General features: G+C 32.6%; 19 protein-coding genes. 18 read left to right on the top strand and 1 reads right to left on the bottom strand.

Going from position 1 to position 17,698, the window contains the following annotated elements; all coding sequences use genetic code 11:
• Positions 1-56 precede the first annotated feature (56 nt).
• Complete coding sequence (gene yunB / locus ACYUJ6_RS12640) at positions 57-725, top strand: sporulation protein YunB (RefSeq protein ID WP_461843122.1); 669 nt, start codon at positions 57-59, stop codon at positions 723-725.
• A gap of 76 nt (positions 726-801) precedes the next feature.
• Here yunB and hpt read toward each other — a convergent pair whose 3' ends face one another.
• Positions 802-1,323 (bottom strand): hypoxanthine phosphoribosyltransferase, encoded by a 522-nt coding sequence (hpt, locus tag ACYUJ6_RS12635; protein ID WP_461843121.1) that lies wholly within the window; start codon positions 1,321-1,323, stop codon positions 802-804.
• A 212-nt stretch (positions 1,324-1,535) separates the two neighbouring features.
• Here hpt and hflX point away from each other — a divergent pair, with 212 nt between their 5' ends.
• The 17 genes from hflX (at position 1,536) to secD (ending at position 17,695) form a co-directional block, all read left to right on the top strand.
• Positions 1,536-3,314 carry a GTPase HflX gene (gene hflX / locus ACYUJ6_RS12630; protein ID WP_461843120.1) on the top strand — a complete coding sequence of 593 codons (1,779 nt, stop codon included), beginning with the start codon at positions 1,536-1,538 and terminating at the stop codon, positions 3,312-3,314.
• Positions 3,315-3,544: 230 nt separating this feature from the next.
• On the top strand, positions 3,545-3,706 hold the full coding sequence (gene rd, locus ACYUJ6_RS12625) for a rubredoxin (RefSeq protein WP_461843119.1): 162 nt from the start codon (positions 3,545-3,547) through the stop codon (positions 3,704-3,706).
• Positions 3,707-3,923: 217 nt separating this feature from the next.
• A complete protein-coding gene (locus tag ACYUJ6_RS12620) occupies positions 3,924-4,823 on the top strand; it encodes a nucleotidyltransferase domain-containing protein (RefSeq protein ID WP_461843117.1) in 900 nt (299 codons plus the stop codon).
• Positions 4,824-4,960: 137 nt separating this feature from the next.
• Positions 4,961-6,376 carry a MocR-like pyridoxine biosynthesis transcription factor PdxR gene (gene pdxR / locus ACYUJ6_RS12615; RefSeq protein ID WP_461843116.1) on the top strand — a complete coding sequence of 472 codons (1,416 nt, stop codon included), beginning with the start codon at positions 4,961-4,963 and terminating at the stop codon, positions 6,374-6,376.
• Between the two features lie 54 nt (positions 6,377-6,430).
• On the top strand, positions 6,431-7,075 hold the full coding sequence (locus ACYUJ6_RS12610; protein WP_461845509.1) for a YigZ family protein: 645 nt from the start codon (positions 6,431-6,433) through the stop codon (positions 7,073-7,075).
• A 114-nt stretch (positions 7,076-7,189) separates the two neighbouring features.
• On the top strand, positions 7,190-7,930 hold the full coding sequence (locus ACYUJ6_RS12605; protein ID WP_461843115.1) for a YebC/PmpR family DNA-binding transcriptional regulator: 741 nt from the start codon (positions 7,190-7,192) through the stop codon (positions 7,928-7,930).
• A gap of 275 nt (positions 7,931-8,205) precedes the next feature.
• Complete coding sequence (locus ACYUJ6_RS12600; RefSeq protein WP_461843114.1) at positions 8,206-9,030, top strand: ComEC/Rec2 family competence protein; 825 nt, start codon at positions 8,206-8,208, stop codon at positions 9,028-9,030.
• Positions 9,031-9,082: 52 nt separating this feature from the next.
• Complete coding sequence (locus ACYUJ6_RS12595) at positions 9,083-9,685, top strand: hypothetical protein (protein WP_461843113.1); 603 nt, start codon at positions 9,083-9,085, stop codon at positions 9,683-9,685.
• Between the two features lie 131 nt (positions 9,686-9,816).
• Positions 9,817-10,407, top strand: a complete 591-nt coding sequence (gene ruvA / locus ACYUJ6_RS12590; protein ID WP_461843112.1) for a Holliday junction branch migration protein RuvA — start codon at positions 9,817-9,819, stop codon at positions 10,405-10,407.
• Between the two features lie 14 nt (positions 10,408-10,421).
• Positions 10,422-11,465, top strand: a complete 1,044-nt coding sequence (gene ruvB / locus ACYUJ6_RS12585) for a Holliday junction branch migration DNA helicase RuvB (RefSeq protein ID WP_461843111.1) — start codon at positions 10,422-10,424, stop codon at positions 11,463-11,465.
• Positions 11,466-11,501: 36 nt separating this feature from the next.
• Positions 11,502-12,527, top strand: a complete 1,026-nt coding sequence (gene queA / locus ACYUJ6_RS12580; RefSeq protein WP_461843110.1) for a tRNA preQ1(34) S-adenosylmethionine ribosyltransferase-isomerase QueA — start codon at positions 11,502-11,504, stop codon at positions 12,525-12,527.
• A 14-nt stretch (positions 12,528-12,541) separates the two neighbouring features.
• A complete protein-coding gene (gene tgt / locus ACYUJ6_RS12575) occupies positions 12,542-13,672 on the top strand; it encodes a tRNA guanosine(34) transglycosylase Tgt (protein WP_461843109.1) in 1,131 nt (376 codons plus the stop codon).
• A gap of 51 nt (positions 13,673-13,723) precedes the next feature.
• Complete coding sequence (gene yajC / locus ACYUJ6_RS12570) at positions 13,724-14,047, top strand: preprotein translocase subunit YajC (protein ID WP_461843108.1); 324 nt, start codon at positions 13,724-13,726, stop codon at positions 14,045-14,047.
• Between the two features lie 60 nt (positions 14,048-14,107).
• A complete protein-coding gene (locus tag ACYUJ6_RS12565) occupies positions 14,108-14,479 on the top strand; it encodes a TIGR04086 family membrane protein (protein ID WP_461843107.1) in 372 nt (123 codons plus the stop codon).
• Positions 14,480-14,559: 80 nt separating this feature from the next.
• Positions 14,560-14,697 carry a six-cysteine ranthipeptide SCIFF gene (gene scfA, locus ACYUJ6_RS12560; protein WP_369704224.1) on the top strand — a complete coding sequence of 46 codons (138 nt, stop codon included), beginning with the start codon at positions 14,560-14,562 and terminating at the stop codon, positions 14,695-14,697.
• 89 nt (positions 14,698-14,786) lie between these two features.
• Positions 14,787-16,148, top strand: a complete 1,362-nt coding sequence (scfB, locus tag ACYUJ6_RS12555; RefSeq protein ID WP_461843106.1) for a thioether cross-link-forming SCIFF peptide maturase — start codon at positions 14,787-14,789, stop codon at positions 16,146-16,148.
• A 269-nt stretch (positions 16,149-16,417) separates the two neighbouring features.
• Positions 16,418-17,695 (top strand): protein translocase subunit SecD, encoded by a 1,278-nt coding sequence (secD, locus tag ACYUJ6_RS12550; RefSeq protein WP_461843105.1) that lies wholly within the window; start codon positions 16,418-16,420, stop codon positions 17,693-17,695.
• The last annotated feature ends 3 nt before the right edge of the window (positions 17,696-17,698 follow it).

The raw sequence follows: 17,698 nt of genomic DNA, 5'->3' as shown, positions 1-17,698 counted from the left end.
GATAAATAAAGGATTACTTGTTATCATATATTATGGTATATGATAATAAGGGTGTGATGGCTATAAGAATATTCAAGGTAATTGACAATAAAGTGAAGAGTATATTTATAATAGGGTTCATATTAATAATTTTAGGATCCGGCATTTATTTTGTAAATGCCAAAATAAGTCCGGCAATTGTTACAGCTGCGGATGTACAAACCAGAGCTATAATTACTGAAACTATAAATTCGGTAATCATAGAAGAGTATTCAAAACAATTTGATTACAAGAATATTATAGATATAGAGAAAGATAAACAGGGAAACATAGTCATGATAAGAGCAAATACATTAAAGATGAATAAAATAGCTTGTGATGTAGCTATTAAATGTCAACAAAGGTTAAAGGATATAGGAAAGGTGGGATTAAAACTTCCATTGGGATACGTAATGGAAAACAATTTGCTGGCGTTTTTCGGTCCTAGCATTACTATTAAAATGCAGCCTGTAGGATATATAGAAACTAAATACTTGTCTAGTTTTGAAAGCGTGGGTATAAATCAATCCAGGCATAAAATATATGTTCAAGTGAATACAAATATGAGAATTATAATTCCACTGAGGATTGAAGATATAAAAGTGAAAAATGAGGTGCCTATATCTGAAACCATTATATTGGGTAAGGTTCCTGAAACAGCCATAAATCTAGGACTTGATAAAGCGGGGTTTAAAATTCCAAACTAGCTGTAAGAGATAATTAGGAGAAAAAGTTGTTGGTGATAACCCATGATTTTTCTCCTAAAACAAGGTATGAATGTAATTAGTTCCAGTTAAATATGTAGGGTACATTTCTATAATAGTCACCATAATTAAGGCCATAACCGGCAACAAATACATCAGGAATTTTAAAACAATAAAAGTCCGGTTTTAAAGGAACTTTTCGTCGTTCCGGCTTATCCAATAATACACAGCATTTTATACTGGAAGCACCCAGGGACTTTATATAATCTATGACAAAATTCATAGTTATTCCTGTGTCTATTATATCGTCTACAATTAATACATCATATCCGTGAATATCATCTAATATATCATTTAGAATCTTTACTTTTCCGGATGATGTTTCAGAAGTTCCATAACTTGATGTGGTCATAAAACCTATCTTCAAGGGAAGATCTATTTCTCTTACCAAATCCGATGTAAATATAAAACTTCCCCTTAAAAGGGACAATACATATAAATTTTTACCCTTGTATTCCTGACCCAGCAATTTTCCAATTTCACTTATCTTACCTGCAATCTGATCTTTAGTTATCAGTATATTCTTTGACTTATTTTCCATTACAAACCTCCAGTAATATATATTAAAACATTAGTTTCAATAAACACAAAATCATATTATTAATATTAGCAATATTTTTGTGAGTTTTCAATGCTCATGTTGAAAAGTTGTAAAGTTATTTTAATTAAGCAGATAAAATTGAAGTTTTTGGTATTTACAATGTTTTTTATCTAGTATAGAATTATACAAAAGTGATAATTGGAGATGATATTTTGATATATGGCAATACTGAAGGAGTAAAAAATTCCATACTGGATAAATTGGAGAAAATTTATGATATGAGGGTTCCTAAAGACAGTTTGTGCAGTAGGGAAGTTATGGAAATGATTTGCAGCTTCTCTATTTATTTAAATAGAGAGATAAGTACAGCTATTGATAGAAAAGGAAAAGTTGTAAATGTGACAATTGGAGACAGCAGTACTGTGAATATGGAGGAGGTTAGCTTTTTAAAAAACAGGCTTTCAGGCATTAGAATAGTACATACTCATCCAAATGGTACAGCTCAGCTTTCTACAGTAGATATTTCAGCATTGACAAAATTAAGGCTGGATTGTATAGCTGCCATAGGAATTAAGCCGGATGATATTAAAATAAGTCTGGGATTTTGCAGGCTTCGAAACGGATCCATTATATCAGAAATTTCAAATATTCTAACTGTAGATCAGGTTATTGAATACGATATATTGACAAAAATACATGAAGTAGAAGAAAATTTAAGGCTAAAGGATATATTGGAGGAAAAGGGTGAAAGGGCAATACTTGTGGGAACGGATACTGAGGAGAGTTTAGATGAACTGGCAGAGTTGTCTAAGGCCTGTAATGTAAAACCTCTGAGAAAGGTATTTCAAAAAAGAGATACTGTAGATGCTGCTTTTTATATTGGAAAGGGAAAAGTGGATGAAGTAAGATTAATATGTCAAATAGAAGGTGCAAACATAGTTATTTTTGATGATGAATTATCTGGATCCCAAATAAAAAATTTGGAAGATAATTTAGGCATAAAGGTAATAGACAGGACTGTTTTAATACTTGATATATTTGCTACCAGGGCAAAGAGCAGGGAAGCTAAAATGCAGGTAGAACTTGCACAGCTTAAGTATAGATTGACCAGACTATCTGGACTGGGTATAATTCTTTCCAGGACAGGGGCAGGTATAGGTACTAAAGGACCTGGAGAAAAGAAATTGGAAACCGATAGAAGACATATAAGAGAAAAAATATATGAGATTAACAGGGAATTAAAAAAGATAAAACAAGTTAGAAGTACGCAAAGAGAGAGAAGAAATGAGATGTGTAAGGTTTCTCTGGTGGGGTATACTAACTCAGGAAAATCTACTTTGAGGAATAAGCTGTGTGAAATAGCTGTTCCAGATGAAAATATCCATAAAGGAAAAGTATTTGAAGCAGATATGTTATTTGCTACTCTGGACACAACTACCAGGGCTGTAGAATTGAGAGACGGAAGAATAATTGCTATTACTGATACTGTAGGCTTTATAAATAAGCTTCCTCATGATTTAATAGAGTCCTTTAAATCCACTTTGGAGGAGATCAATTATTCTGATTTAATATTACATGTAGTGGATGTATCCTCCAATTATGCAGAAGAACAAATAGAAGCAGTAAATAAAGTGTTGGAGGAGCTTTCAATAAGAGAGAAGCCTATTATTATGGTATTGAATAAAATAGATAAAATAGGCCAGGAAAAAATAAATCATATAATATCCCGATACAAAAATTTCCACATAATTTGTATATCAGCCAAGTACGGTACTAATCTGGAAAAACTTTTAAAACAAATATCAAACTTGCTTCCCATGAATATGAAAAAAGTTCAATATTTGATTCCATATACAGAACAGTCTCTAGTGGCGTTTATGCATGGCAATTGTAAGGTGGAAGAAGAAGAGTATAGGGAAGGGGGAACGTATATGAGCGTATTAGTTGATGAAAAGGTGTATAATAAATTTAAAAAGTTCATGATTAAATAATAATATATATTATATGATAGAATGTATTGACTTGAAAAATGGATTGTGTCATAATTATAATATAAAATGATTCTTTGGTTCAGGTGAATTTACCAATAGGAAATAGTTTTCTACATGAAACTTAGAAGAACTTATCCAGAGGTGAAGAATTGCTTATCCGCCGATTTACAAAGCCAGAGATTTAGCAATGGCAGCCATGGAATAAATTATATTGTACAGGAGGAATTAAAATGGATAAATATGTTTGTACTGCTTGTGGTTATGTTTACGATCCTGAAGTAGGGGATCCGGATTCTGGTATTAAACCGGGAACCTCATTTAAGGATTTGCCAGAAGATTGGGTATGTCCACTTTGTGGAGTTCCAAAAAGTGATTTTGAAAAACAGGAATAATCAATAATATTAACAGAACAGCGTTTAATAGTGTAATTGGTACCTATAGATATAATGCTTAAAAGGTGTATATCTATGGGTACTTTTTTATTTTTATAAATATTTATCCTGAATTAAATTAAAATATTAAATTTTCATGAAAAAAATAGTATATAATTGTATAATATATATACAATATAATTTTTATACAGCAAAATTTTAAAGGGGGCTAATTGAAGTGGAAAAAACTATTTTACAATATCAAAAAGCTTTTAATGCTGTTATTGAAAAGCTTAAAGCCAATGATTCCATTCTGGCAGCTATGGTTTTTGGAAGTATGATTACAGGGGACTTGTGGGATGAATCCGATATTGATTTACTAGTGGTATGTGACAATAATATGGATAATATGAAAAATTTGTACACGGAGAAGGAAGGTGTTCCCATTCATGTCAAGCTCATGAGCAAAAGCAATTTTTTGCAGCTGCCTGAACAAGATTTAAAAGGTGGATTTATTCACAGAATAATATCTTCATCCAGACTAATATTTTCTAAAGATATGGATATAACATCTAAATATGATGTGGGCAGGTATTATCCTGATTTGGACAGGGAAAGATGGAATATGTTTTATCTTGGTGAATTGTTTAAAAATATGAGTATATGTAAAAAGTATCTTCAGAATGACGGGATACATACTTCATATATTGCAGCAGTACGATCAATAGAGGAGTTTTCCAAGTTATATATAAATTCATCAGGACATATGATAAGTAAAGATGCCATGACTATAGCTATGAATTTAAATGATGATTTTAAATTGTGTGTGGATAATTTGTTTTTTAATAATGCTGAGAAAGTGGAAAATGCTATAAAAGACACTATGGATTATTTGAAGAAAAATGTAGATAAAAATATCAGAAATGTTGCAAAGGTACTTTTGAATTACATGAGGGAAAAAGATTGCTTTTTAAGTTCGGAAGATATAAGAAATGACGAACTGTTTTATAATTATAATATAAATGTGGAAGAAATTTTAAATCAATTGTGGAAAAAGAATTTAATTAAAAGAGAAACCAGGGATTACAAGATGAAAAACGGCACTCCTTTATTTAAAGAAAATGTATATTTTATCTAAGTATTTTTCCTTTATATTGTAATAATAAGATTTGGTATTAAAAATTTTAAATTTTAGTACTAAATCTTTTATTTTTGTGATATTGTGGTGATATAAAATAATGTATAAATTATTTTCAAATAACATAAAGGAAGGAAATGAATTTTCTATTGAATAAGTATTTCATGGATTTAAGCGGGGGAGGAATCAAATATTTAATAATAGAAGAACATATAAAAAAATTAATAGATAAAAATAAAATAGAAGATGGTGAAAAGCTGCCTTCTATAAGGGAATTATCACAATTCCTAAAGGTAAATAATATTACAATAGTGAATGCTTATAAAAGGCTTCAAAGTGAAGGGTATGCTGTTCAAAAAATGGGAAGTGGAACCTATGCTAAAAGGAAAGATATAAATAGAAATCTTAATAGAGAATATTCCAGGGCTTTGAAGAAAATATTCAGCAGTGAAATAGGAGATTACATAGATTTTACAGGAGAGACTTCCAGTGGAGAATTTTTTAAAATAGATCTTTTTAAGGATGTTTTAAATGAGGTATTGGATAGGGACGGCTCCAGAGCTTTAATCTACCAAGAGCCTTTGGGGTATGAAGGATTGAGAAAGAGCATAAGTGATATTTTCTGGAAGGGAGATGTGAGCAAAGAGGATATACTTATAATTTCTGGAGCACAACAGGGAATAGATGTAGTTTCAAAGTCTATTTTAAATACAAATGACAGTGTAATAGTTGAAAAACCAACTTACAGCGGGGCATTATCCGTGTTTAAGTCTAGAAGATCAGAAATAGTTGAAATTCCTGTTGAGAAAAATGGGGTCAATGTGGATAAACTTGAAAAAATACTCCAGAAAAATAATATAAAATGTTTTTATACTATGAGTTATTTTCAGAATCCATCAGGTATAAGCTATAATAATGATAAAAAGAGTCGAATATTGAGACTGGCAGAGATATACGATTTTTATATAATAGAAGATGATTATCTTTCAGAATTGATTTATGATAGTAATATAAAATATAATAGTTTTAAGAGCCTGGATCATAATGATAGAGTTGTTTATATAAAGAGTTTTTCAAAGATATTTTTACCTGGTATAAGAATTGGCTATTTAATACCTCCTAAAAAATTCAGGGAAAATATCCAAAACTCTAAAATCAACACGGATATAGCTACGTCTAGTCTTATGCAAAGGGCACTGGATTTGTATATTAGAAGGGGTATGTGGAAGGATTATATAAATACCTTGAATATAAAATACAAGGATATATATATATATATGGAAGAATGTATAACTGAGTATTTAAAGGATAAGATTGATTTTATAAAACCGGGAGGAGGACTGCATTTTTATTTGAAAATCAAGGATAATGTTAAAATAGATTCTATAGATCTTTTTAGAAAAGCAAAAAATAAGGGGGTCTTAATTACTCCAGGTTCATTATATTATAAAAACCCTTTAGAAGGTAAAAGATATTTTAAAATTGGATTTTCACATATAAGCAGGGAGAATATAAAAAAGGGAATTCAAATATTAAACAAGCTTATGATATAATTTACTACATTATGAAATGATTTGATTATGGATGTTTTGAAAGGCGGGGTAATATTGGGGTACTTTACAATAAAGGATCAAGCCTGTTCCAGGTTTGAAGAAAAGAAGTCCATATTTATAGGCAGTATAAAAAGGGTATACACTGAAGCTGATGCTAAAAGATTTATAAGTGGAATAAAAGAGAATAATCCTAAAGCATCACATAATGTATATGCATATGTAATTGGAGAAAAAATGAATATTCAGAGATATAACGAGGACAAAGAACCACAGGGAACTGCAGGAATACCTATTTTAGAGGTAATTAAAAAAAAGGTGCTGACAGATGTAGTAATAGTGGTTACAAGATATTTTGGGGGAATACTTTTGGGCAAGGGGGGGCTGGTAAAAGCTTATTCTAAATCCGCTGCTCTTTCTATTGATAATGCAAAGATAGTAGAAAGAGTGAAGGGGTCGCCCATAGACATATCTGTAGATTATGAAGTTTTGGGAAAACTACAGTATCTTTTTGAACAAAAATCTATTCATATAGAAAATATAGAATATGCTGATAAGGTTCAATTATCAATAAATTGTATTCTGGAAAATGTTGATTTGTTGATAAATGAAATTATAGATGCAACTAATGGAAAATGTGAGTTAATAGTTGGAGATGAGGAATTTTACTTTAAAGTTGATAATGTTCTGATTAAAGAGTAGTATTTTCCGGCATATAAGATACCTTATATTTGTAGTTAAAGGCTTTTATATGATATAATACAGTTTGCATAATTAATATAATAATTATAAACTGTAAGTTGGGAGGAAATTTATATGTCAGGACATTCAAAATGGCATAATATACAGGCAAAAAAGGGTAAGGCAGATGCAAAAAAAGGTAAGATATTTACTAAAATAGGAAAAGAGTTGGCTATAGCAGCTAAAACTGGAGGTTCAAATCCAGACAGCAATGCAAAATTGAGGGATGTTATAGCAAAAGCCAAAGCTAACAATATGCCTCAAGATACAGTGACCAGGGCAATTAAAAAAGGTTCGGGGGAAATGGAAGGAGTAAACTATGAAGAAATAGTTTATGAAGGATATGGACCAGATGGAGTTGCAATAATAGTAAAGGCATTGACCGACAATAAAAATAGAACAGCAAGTAGCGTGAGAGCTGCATTCTCAAGGCATGGTGGAAATTTAGGGGCTAATGGATGTGTATCATGGATGTTTCAAACAAAAGGACAAATTATAATAGAGAAAAAAGAAGATATTGATGAGGATGAAATTATGATGGAGGCACTGGATGCCGGCGCAGAGGATTTTGATGCCCAGGATGAAGTGTTTGAAATAATTACTGCTGTGGAGGACTTTGGAGCAGTTAGGGAAAAACTGGAGGAAAAAGAATTGGATTTTCTATCGGCGGATATTACCATGATACCTGATAACACTATATCTGTTAATATGGAAACTGCTGAAAAAGTTCAAAAGTTAATAGATAAACTTGAAGAAGATGATGATGTTCAGGATGTTTACCACAATGCTGATTTTCCAGAAGAATTTGAAGGTTAAAAACTATCAATTATTTAATGACAGTGAATAAATATACGTTAAATAAGCTGATTAATGGTATATTGTGTTCAAAAATACATAAGATATTTATATGTAAAGTATAAGTCACTTTCAATAGAGGTATGTAAAATACCTATTGTTGAAAGTGATTTTTTTATTATATGTTAAGAATATTCAATTTTAAAATTTTGCAGGTATTTTTCTTACCTTTTAGAATATAAGAATTTAAATTGTAAAAAATAATAGCAGCACACAGTTTATGGGGGAATATTAATATGAAAAAAACATTAGCTGTTATTATTTTTATAATTATAATGTACATGGATAGTGCCACCTCAGCCAAATTTGGAAATTATGAAGTACATTTTTTAGGCGTAGGTCAAAGTGACTGTATTTTAATAAAGGCCGACAATAAAAATTACTTAATAGATACAGGAGCTGCTTATTATACCAAAAGGATTATAAGGTATTTGGATTTGAACAATATAAATAAAATAGATGGAATAATACTCACTCATTATCATGATGATCATTATGAAGGCATAATTAAAATAGCCCATTCCAGAAAAGTTTGTAAGGTGTATCTGCCTGATCATAAAAACTGCATGAAGAATATCATAGGGGATAGATTGATTAAGATGGGGGTGAATGTCAAGTATATAAAGAGAAACTGGCATATTGAAACTTATGGTCTTAGCCTTAAGGCCATTGGTCCAGTTGTTAAAAATAAACCTACAGAAAACAATAATTCCATTGTACTACAGGGAAAAATCGGTGACTTAACATATGTATTTACAGGGGATTGTGAAAGAACAGAAGAAGAAGACATTTTAAAAACAGGAGAACTTAAAAAATGTGATATACTTAAAGTATCCCATCATGGTCTCAATACCAGTACAACTGGGGAGTTTTTAGATAAAATAAAACCCAGAGTGGCAATTATAACAAGTGATGGAGCGGGAACTCCTGATAAAAGAGTTGAAAACAGGCTGATAAACAGAGGAACCATAGTCTGGAGAATAGATAAACAGGGAAATATAGTTATTAAAAATAATATATTATACTGCAGTAAAAATTATACCAGTATAAAATTAAAATAATATGTATATTTTTAGGAAATTTGTCCATAATATTCAAAAAAGGAGGGATATTGTGGATAAGAGAAAAATTCATACGGCAATTTTAGTTGTTTTTACTATTTTGATCTTGGGATTGAGTTGTTATATATGTGTAGTGGGATTTCAAAATATAAATATGGAAAGAAGGCTGGGCCAGATTAGACAAAATGATACTTCATCTGATACCGTAAAGGTAAATTCTTCTGTAAATGAAATTGTTTCTGATAGTACAAAGATCGTATTTAAGATAAAATATGATAAAAGCGGGGATCTTGAAATAGAAAAGGAAGAATCATCAGGAAAATTGACAGGAAAGAAAAAAGGTGAAGTTGAAAAAATTTATAAAAGTATAGGATATAAGGTTCAGAAATTCAGTGCAAAAGAAGTAATATTAGTAAAAGATGTAGATAAATATGCTCCTGATAAATATGTATTGGGCATAAAGGATGGAGCCATTGCCATATATAAAACAGATAAACAGGGAAATATGTTTATAGAAAATGAAAAGAGAGATATTACCCATATAAAGACAAGCAGATTGAAGCAAGAGGATATCAGACTTTTAACCAAAGGGGATAAATACTTTCAATGCAATACCAGAGAAGAAGCGGAAGCACGCCTTGAAGACTATGAATAATAGTCTTTAAGGTTTTTTTAGTATAGGTAATTCTATTACAGTATAACTTGAACTAAGATATCTAAAATGATAAAGTAATATATGTTATAATATTATATATGATTTTTAATAGCTTAACGGGGGAGTTTTAGATGTATGAATACATAAAGGGAATATATAAAGGTGTGAATAGAGATTATATAGTAGTTGAAAACAATGGTATAGGTTATAAGATAAATACATCCGGAAGTACTATTGCTAAAACCCCTAAAATAGGTGAGAATATATTATTGTATTTACAGCAGATAGTGAGGGAAGATTTTATAGGGCTGTATGGATTTTTGACAAAAGAAGAGATAAATATGTTTAATATTCTTCTGACTATAAATGGTATAGGGGCAAAAGCGGCACTTTCACTTTTATCCATAAGTAGCGTTAACAATTTAAAATATGCTATAATATCTGGAGATGAAAAAAATTTAGTGAGAGCTCCTGGTATAGGGAAGAAAACTGCTCAGAGAATTATTCTGGAACTGAAGGATAAGGTATCATCAGATGAAATCATAGATTACAAAAATAATTTTGAGGGATTCAGTGGGGGTAAAACTATTTCTGAAGTTACAGAAGCTCTTGAAGCTCTTGGATATTCTGAAAAAGAGGCAAATGGTGCATTGGCTGCCATAGATAATAACAATTCCATTGAAATTATGATAAAAGAAGCTTTGAAATTTTTAATGAATTAGGCTAGGTGATGGGTATGGAGGATAGAATAGTCACTCCAGTGAATATTACGGGTGATTCTGAAAACGAGTATAGTTTAAGACCTAAAAGACTTAGTGAATATATAGGACAAAGCAAGGTGAAAAGCAAGCTTGAAATATTTATAAAAGCTGCTAAAAACAGAAAAGAAGCACTGGATCATGTGCTGCTTTACGGGCCGCCGGGACTTGGTAAAACTACTTTAGCCAATATAATTGCCTTGGAAATGGGAGGAAATTTAAAAGTTACTTCTGGCCCCGCCATAGAAAGAGCAGGAGATTTAGCTGCAATACTTACCAGTTTAAATGATATGGATGTACTTTTTATAGATGAAATACACAGGTTGAATAGAAGTGTGGAAGAGATATTATACCCTGCCATGGAAGATTATGCACTGGATATAGTTATAGGAAAGGGAGCTGCAGCAAAATCCATAAGACTGGATTTGCCTAAATTTACTCTGATTGGGGCAACTACAAGAGTAGGACTTTTAACTGCTCCGCTAAGGGATAGGTTTGGAATGTTGTGCCCCATGGAGTTTTATGGAGAAAAGGAACTTAGTGAAATTATAATTAGATCTGCAGAGATACTTAAGATAAATATAGAATATGAGGCTGCCTGGGAAATAGGAAAGAGATCCAGGGGAACTCCAAGAATTGCAAATAGACTTTTAAAAAGAGTAAGGGATTATTCAGAGGTGAAGGGCAATGGAATAATAGATCTTAAAACCAGCAAATTGGCTTTGGAGTTATTGGAAGTTGATGAGGAAGGATTTGACAGCATAGATAATAAGATATTAAAAGCCATAATTGACAATTTTAATGGAGGACCTGTTGGAATAGAGACACTGGCTTATTTTATAGGAGAAGAATTGGATACTATAGAAGATGTATATGAGCCGTATTTGCTCCAAAAAGGTTTTATAATCAGGACACCCAGGGGAAGAATGGCATCTGACAGTGCATACAGGCATTTTAATAAGACCAGGAAAAATAAGATTCCACAAAAAAATACAGGGCAGTCATCTTTGTTTGATAATTAAACATAACTTGGACAAAAGGAAACGGAGTGAAATATATTGAAAGTTACAGATTTTGATTTTTATTTGCCAAAGGAATTAATTGCACAACATCCGTTAAAACAGAGAGATGAAGCAAGAATTATGGTATTGGATAAAAACACAGGAAATATAGAACATAAGGTATTTAAAGATATAATAGACTATTTAAATCCAGGTGATTGTCTTGTGCTAAATGATACAAGAGTTTTGCCCGCAAGGCTTATAGGAAATAAAGAAGGCAGTGGCGGTAAAATGGAAATTTTACTGTTAAAGAGAAATGAAGATGACAGCTGGGAAACACTGGTTAAGCCAGGAAGAAGAGCCAGAGTTGGAGATAGATTTGATTTTGGAAATGGAGAGTTAAAAGCTGAGATAGTTAAAATAGAGGAAGATGGAAATAGAATAGTGAAGTTTGAATATAAGGGAATATTTGAAGAAGTATTAGACAAACTTGGTCAAATGCCTTTGCCTCCCTATATAAAGGAAAAGTTAGAGGATAAGGAGATGTATCAAACAGTATATTCCAAAGAAGAAGGATCAGCGGCAGCTCCTACAGCCGGACTTCATTTTACAAAGAAATTGCTTAAAGAGATAGAAGAAAAGGGAATTAAACTTGCCTTCCTGACTTTGCATGTGGGAATAGGGACTTTTAGGCCGGTTAAAGTTGAAAATATAGAGGATCATGATATGCATTCGGAATACTACCGCATGACAAAGGAAACTGCAGATATAATTAATGGGGCAAAGAAAAGCGGACACAGTGTGATCTCAGTGGGGACCACTTCCTGCAGGACTCTTGAAACCATAGCCGATGAAAATGGAAGAGTCAGAGAGCAATCAGGCTGGACGGACATATTTATATATCCAGGATATAAATATAAGATAGTGGATAAACTCATAACAAATTTTCATCTGCCCCAGTCTACACTTATAATGCTGGTAAGTGCACTCTGCGGAAGAGAAAATATATTAAATGCATATGAGGTGGCAGTAAAAAATAGATATAGATTTTTCAGTTTTGGAGATGCTATGTTCATCAAGTAGATAGAGGTGTTTTGATGTATAAATTGCTGAAGAAATGTGGAAGTATAAGAAGGGGTGAGTTTGTCACACCTCATGGAGTGGTTCAAACCCCGGTATTTATGAATGTAGGTACTCTGGCAGCTATAAAGGGTGCAGTTTCTACTGTGGATTTAAAAAAAATCGGCTGTCAGATAGAACTGTCCAATACATATCATTTAAGTTTAAGACCAGGAGATGAAGTTATTAGAGAACTTGGGGGATTGCATAAATTTATGAATTGGGATAGACCTGTTTTAACTGATTCAGGTGGATTTCAGGTATTTTCACTGGCTGACATAAGAAAGATAAAAGAGGAAGGGGTGTATTTTAATTCTCATATAGATGGCAGCAAGATATTTATGGGTCCTGAAGAAAGCATGAGAATTCAAAGTAATTTGGCTTCTACTGTGGCCATGGCCTTTGATGAATGTGTAAAAAACCCTTCTCCAAGGGATTATGTTGAAAATTCAGTTAAGAGAACTACCCGATGGCTTAAAAGATGTAAAGTGGAGATTGATAGATTAAATTCCCTGCCGGATACCATAAACAAGAAACAGATGCTGTTTGGAATAAATCAGGGTGGGGTATATGATGATATAAGAATAGAACATGCCAAGGTAATAAGTGAAATGGATCTGGATGGATATGCAATCGGAGGACTGGCAGTAGGGGAAACTCATGAAGAGATGTATAGAATTTTAGAAAAAGTCATACCATATCTTCCACAGAATAAGCCCATATATCTAATGGGAGTAGGTACACCTGCCAATATACTTGAAGCAGTGGACAGGGGAGTGGATTTTTTTGACTGTGTCCTGCCTGCAAGAAATGGAAGGCATTCTCACGTATTTACATCAGAAGGTGAGATAAATCTTTTAAATGCAAAGTATAAATTAGACGACAGTCCTATTGACCAGGGGTGCAGCTGCCCAACCTGTAAAAATTACAGCAGGGCTTATATAAGGCATTTGTTCAAGGCAAAGGAAATGCTGGCCATGAGACTTTGTGTACTTCATAATTTATATTTTTATAATAATTTAATGAGGGAAATAAGGGATGCCATTGATGGAGACTATTTTCCATCATATAAAAGGGAAAAGCTTGATAAGTGGAATAATAAAAGTTAAAGAAGGATTTTTCCATTTTATATAGAATTGTTGCATAAGGAGGTGAAAAGATTGGATTTATTAGCTAGAGTAGCACCATTTATATTTGTGATAGTATTTTTTTATGTGCTTATATTTTTACCTGAGAGTAAGAGAAAAAAGAAATATAATGCCATGCTGGATAATCTTAAGGTTAATGATGAGGTTATGACCAAAGGCGGTATAATTGGTAAAATTGTTAATATCAATGAAAGAGTGTTAACAATTCAGACAGGACCTGACAGGGTAAAGATAAAACTTGACAAGACAGGAGTATTGAATGTCCTATCTGAAAAAGAAGATAAAAAAGCAGAGGATTCTAACAAAGGTAAGATTGAAGAAAAAAAAGAAGTTTAAAATTTAGGTATAAAGCACCTTTTATCTACATAGATACTATTAGATGGGAGGTGTTTTAATTTGGAAAGAAGTAATAATTATCTTCCTGCTATAGAAGGGGTTATAAGAGGGTTCATAATTACAGTGATTTTGCTTCTGATTTTTGCAGTGGTAATGACTTTTATAGAAGTCAGCTCCGGGGTGAGTTATATAGTTTATCTGGTTACCACAATAGTCAGTATAATGTATGCTTCTATTTATGCAGTGAGAAAAATAGGGGAAAGAGGCTGGCTTATAGGTATTATAGTTACTCTTTTATATTTATTTATACTATATGTAGTTTCCATCATTTCTGGAAATTCTGCGGTGATAGGTGTGGATGGAATTAGGAGACTGGTGCTTGCACTAATGGTTGGAGCTTTATCTGGAATGATTGGTATTAACCTGCAATAAGCCTTTCCGCTGGCAACTTTATTTTATAAGTAATTTATGTTATAATCAAAAAGATATCTTTATTAATGGAGGAGTTTAATATGAAGCATATAAGAACTATAAATAATACTAATATAAAAGATAGCCTAAAAAAACCAGGGTGTAAAGAATGTGCTAATTCATGCCAGTCAGCATGTAAGACTTCTTGCACAGTAGCCAATTTGGCTTGTGAAAACTAACATAAATTTTAGGCAGTAACAAATAAAACAGTTACTGCCTAAAATTTATGCTGTAAAAAATTACTGCTTTTATTGTAGGAGGGAAAAACTTGGCTAATATTCATAAATTTATACAGGGCGGATATCGGTATGCATTAGATGTAAACTCTGGGGCACTTCATGAAGTTGATAAATTAGTCTATGATATTTTAGATGATGAAGAATTGCCTGGTATAGAAGATACTTTAAGATTTCTTGAAGATAAATATAAAAAAGAGGATATCGTAGAGGCATACGGGGAAATAGAGCAATTAATCAAAAAGGATATGCTGTATTCTAAAGATCTGTATGAAGACATTGCACTAAAAAATGATAACTCAACATCTTTTATAAAAGCGCTATGCTTAAATATTGCACATGATTGTAATTTAAGATGTAAATACTGCTTTGCAGATGAGGGTGAATATAAGGGAAGCAGAAAACTCATGTCTGCTGCTGTTGGTAAAAAAGCTATTGATTTTGTCATAGAAAAATCGGGCCCCAGGAAAAATATAGAGGTGGATTTGTTTGGCGGTGAACCTCTTATGGCTTTTGATGCGGTAAAAGAGATTGTGGATTATGCAAAATCCCAGGAAAAAATACATAATAAAAGTATCAGGTTTACAATGACTACAAACGCTACACTTTTAAATGATGAGATAATGGATTATTTAAATAAGAATATGGGAAATATAGTATTGAGTATTGATGGAAGAAAAGAAATAAACGACAGTGTAAGGGTGAGAATAGATGGGAGCGGCACTTTTGATTCCATATTGCCTAAAATCAAAAGTATGGTAAAAATTAGGGACAAGTCTAAGCAGTATTATGCAAGGGGAACTTTCACCAGAAAAAATACAGACTTTTTTAAAGATATAAAATATCTTGCAGATGAAGGATTCGATGAAATATCTATAGAACCTGTAGTACTTCCAAAGGACAACCCATTGTCTCTAAGGGAGGAGGATCTTCCTACTATTTATGAACAATATGATAAGCTATATGAAGAAATGCTTAGTAATGATGGGAAAAAATTTAAGTTCTATCATTTTAACATAGATATTACAGGCGGACCCTGTGTATATAAAAGAATATCAGGCTGCGGTGCAGGACATGAGTATGTAGCCATAACCCCGGATGGGGATATATATCCCTGCCATCAATTTGTAGGCAATGAAGATTTCAAAATGGGAAATTTGAAGGATTGGAATAATTTGAGAGATGATATTTCCAGGGAATTTAAAAATGCCCATATATACAATAAACCTAAATGCAGACAATGTTGGGCAAGGTTTTACTGCAGTGGAGGATGTCAGGCTAATAATTATAATTTTAACGGAGATATGAAAGAGCCTTATGCACTGGGATGTAAAATGCAGAAGAAGAGAATTGAATGTGCTATTGCACTTAAAGCTAGAAATACAGCTAAATAAAGGGATTAGTTTTAATAAAGAGCCCTGTTCCCTGGCTTGCTTAGAGCAAGGAACAGGTTCTTTTGTGTTTTTGGACAAATTTCTGCCTTGCCATATGGAGAAATATCTTAGATAAAGCAGGATATGGATTATGTTATATATTCACATAAAGTTAATATATAATATAATTCTATTTGGATTTATAGTGTTGACGGTATTTTCTCTAAGTAATATAATTTTTAATGTGGATTGTTGTAGAAAACAGTATTTATAGTTTAAGGAGGATAAAGATGAAATCTAAGGTAAAGAGTACCATAGTTTTCTTCCTATGCATAATTTTAATAGGTTTTTTAGCTTATTCGGGAGCATATGGGGTAACTTTAGGAGGATATAAACTGAAACCTCTTGGTCAGGTGATAAATAAGGGACTTGATCTTCAAGGCGGCGTTTCTGTGCTTGAGGAAATTCAGGGAAATAATGTGGATCAAAAGACCATAGATAGAACAGTGGAGCTTTTATCTTTAAGAGTTAATAAATTAGGGGTAAGTGAAACAGTAGTTGCCAGAGAAGGCCAAAAGAGAATAAGAATCGATATACCAGGGAAATTTGATGCCAAGGAAGTAATAGATGGTGTGGCAAAAACCGGTGAACTTAAATTTGTAGGACCTGATAATAAGACAATACTTACAGGCAAGGATGTAAAAGATGCCACTGCTTCCATTGACTCCCAGAGCGGCAATAAACCTGCAATAAGTTTGGAATTAAATCAAGAAGGGGCTAAAAAGTTTTCAGATGCTACTCAAAAATTCTTAGGACAAAAAATCGCAATTTATTTGGATAATGAAATGCTTACCAATCCTCAGGTGGATGCACATATAACTGATGGTAGGGCCAGTATAAGTGGTGGTAATCAGACTCTTCAGGAGGCACAAAGGCAGGCTGATCTAATAAAATCAGGGGCACTTCCGGTTACAGTAAAGCCGGTGCAGGTTAAAACCGTAGGAGCTTCTCTTGGAGCAAATGCCCTTCCGCTGAGCATACTTGCAGGCAAGATAGGTATAGGACTTGTAATGCTGTTTATGCTGTTATATTATAGATTGCCGGGACTTATTGCGGACATAGCACTAACCTTATATGTGTACATAGTTTTAGTAGCTTTTGCCAGCGTGAATGTGACTCTCACCTTGGCGGGTATTGCAGCATTTCTTTTAACGGTGGGTATGGCAGTAGATGCAAATATACTTATATTTGAGAGGACTAAAGAAGAGCTTAAAAGCGGGAGGTCAATTAAAGCGTCTATAGATGCAGGCTTTCGCAGGGCCATGAGTTCAATCCTGGATTCAAACATCACTTCCATTATATCAGGTTTTGTACTTTATAATATTGGAACAGGTTCGGTAAAAGGATTTGCCCTTACCTTGATTATAGGTGTAGTTTTAAGTATGTTTACGGCTATAACCGTAACCAGAACCCTTATGAAATTAGTAGCCAATATAGGTTGGTTTAATCATATAAAAACTATTGGAACATTTGGAGTGCATGACTTTAGAAAGGGGGTAGTAAAATAGTAT

The organism is Clostridium sp. JNZ X4-2, from assembly GCF_054889485.1.
This window is presented reverse-complemented; position numbering and strand designations above follow the sequence as displayed.

Coding starts and splice junctions, on each gene's coding strand:
- ruvA (WP_461843112.1), top strand. CDS start 9,817: ATGTATGAATACATAAAGGGAATATATAAAGGTGTGAATAGAGATTAT.
- ACYUJ6_RS12605 (WP_461843115.1), top strand. CDS start 7,190: ATGTCAGGACATTCAAAATGGCATAATATACAGGCAAAAAAGGGTAAG.
- ruvB (WP_461843111.1), top strand. CDS start 10,422: ATGGAGGATAGAATAGTCACTCCAGTGAATATTACGGGTGATTCTGAA.
- ACYUJ6_RS12600 (WP_461843114.1), top strand. CDS start 8,206: ATGAAAAAAACATTAGCTGTTATTATTTTTATAATTATAATGTACATG.
- hpt (WP_461843121.1), bottom strand. CDS start 1,323: ATGGAAAATAAGTCAAAGAATATACTGATAACTAAAGATCAGATTGCA.
- rd (WP_461843119.1), top strand. CDS start 3,545: ATGGATAAATATGTTTGTACTGCTTGTGGTTATGTTTACGATCCTGAA.
- yunB (WP_461843122.1), top strand. CDS start 57: ATGGCTATAAGAATATTCAAGGTAATTGACAATAAAGTGAAGAGTATA.
- secD (WP_461843105.1), top strand. CDS start 16,418: ATGAAATCTAAGGTAAAGAGTACCATAGTTTTCTTCCTATGCATAATT.
- scfA (WP_369704224.1), top strand. CDS start 14,560: ATGAAGCATATAAGAACTATAAATAATACTAATATAAAAGATAGCCTA.
- tgt (WP_461843109.1), top strand. CDS start 12,542: ATGTATAAATTGCTGAAGAAATGTGGAAGTATAAGAAGGGGTGAGTTT.
- pdxR (WP_461843116.1), top strand. CDS start 4,961: ATGAATTTTCTATTGAATAAGTATTTCATGGATTTAAGCGGGGGAGGA.